Source organism: Deefgea chitinilytica, assembly GCF_016881405.1.
Classification (GTDB): Bacteria; Pseudomonadota; Gammaproteobacteria; order Burkholderiales; family Chitinibacteraceae; genus Deefgea; species Deefgea chitinilytica.
In genome coordinates this window covers 1-1,749 of sequence record NZ_WOFE01000020.1, presented here as the reverse complement: position 1 = coordinate 1,749, position 1,749 = coordinate 1, and the positions used below count along the sequence as shown (strand labels likewise).

At 52.5% G+C, this 1,749-nt stretch carries 1 rRNA gene; it reads right to left on the bottom strand.

What is annotated here, in order from left to right:
• Nucleotides 1-59: 59 nt before the first annotated feature.
• A 16S ribosomal RNA gene (locus tag GM173_RS15800) occupies nucleotides 60-1,593 on the bottom strand.
• Nucleotides 1,594-1,749: the final 156 nt, after the last annotated feature.

Genomic DNA, 1,749 nt, shown 5'->3' with positions numbered 1-1,749 from the left:
GTTTCTTCAAAATCTACAGCCGATGAGTGTGAGTACTTAACCTACCAATCTATCTCTTGAAAGGAGGTGATCCAGCCGCAGGTTCCCCTACGGCTACCTTGTTACGACTTCACCCCAGTCATGAATCCCACCGTGGTAAGCGGCCTCCTTGCGGTTAGCCTACCTACTTCTGGTGAAACCCACTCCCATGGTGTGACGGGCGGTGTGTACAAGGCCCGGGAACGTATTCACCGCGACATGCTGATCCGCGATTACTAGCGATTCCGACTTCATGCACTCGAGTTGCAGAGTGCAATCCGGACTACGATCGGTTTTGTGAGATTGGCACCCCCTCGCGGGTTAGCGACCCTCTGTACCGACCATTGTATGACGTGTGAAGCCCTGGTCATAAGGGCCATGAGGACTTGACGTCATCCCCACCTTCCTCCGGTTTGTCACCGGCAGTCCCACTAAAGTGCTCAACTGAATGGTAGCAACTAGTGGCAAGGGTTGCGCTCGTTGCGGGACTTAACCCAACATCTCACGACACGAGCTGACGACAGCCATGCAGCACCTGTGTTACGGTTCCCGAAGGCACTCCTCTATCTCTAAAGGATTCCGTACATGTCAAGACCAGGTAAGGTTTTTCGCGTTGCATCGAATTAATCCACATCATCCACCGCTTGTGCGGGCCCCCGTCAATTCCTTTGAGTTTTAGTCTTGCGACCGTACTCCCCAGGCGGTCTACTTCACGCGTTAGCTGCGTTACTAAGCTCCGAAAAGCCCAACAACTAGTAGACATCGTTTAGGGCGTGGACTACCAGGGTATCTAATCCTGTTTGCTCCCCACGCTTTCGTCCATGAGTGTCAGTATTAGGCCAGGGGGTTGCCTTCGCCATCGGTGTTCCTCCACATCTCTACGCATTTCACTGCTACACGTGGAATTCCACCCCCCTCTCCCATACTCTAGCGAGACAGTCATAAAGGCAATTCCTAGGTTGAGCCCAGGGATTTCACCTCTATCTTATCAAGCCACCTGCGGACGCTTTACGCCCAGTAATTCCGATTAACGCTTGGACCCTACGTATTACCGCGGCTGCTGGCACGTAGTTAGCCGGTCCTTATTCTTCTGGTACTCTCATCCCCGACCTGTATTAGAGGCCAGGATTTGCTCCCAGACAAAAGCGCTTTACAACCCGAAGGCCTTCTTCACGCACGCGGCATTGCTGGATCAGGCTTTCGCCCATTGTCCAAGATTCCCCACTGCTGCCTCCCGTAGGAGTCTGGACCGTGTCTCAGTTCCAGTGTGGCGGATCGTCCTCTAAGACCCGCTACTGATCGTCGCCTTGGTGAGCCTTTACCTCACCAACTAGCTAATCAGCCATCGGCTGCTCCAATAACGTGAGGCCTTGCGGTCCCCCACTTTCCCCCTCAGGGCGTATGCGGTATTAGCACTCCTTTCGAAGCGTTATCCCCCATTACTGGGTACATTCCGATGTATTACTCACCCGTTCGCCACTCGTCAGCGGTGCAAGCACCCTGTTACCGTTCGACTTGCATGTGTAAAGCATGCCGCCAGCGTTCAATCTGAGCCAGGATCAAACTCTTTCGTTTAATCTCTGTGCTAATTTTTACTGCTTGGCTTGCGCTCCTTAGAGCGCCTCGATTTAATCGAGTAATTCTATTTGGAGTGCAAGCACTTGTTTGACTGGCAAATCAAGCACTCACACTCATCGGCTGTATTTTGTTAAAGATCAGTGGCTTAGACAC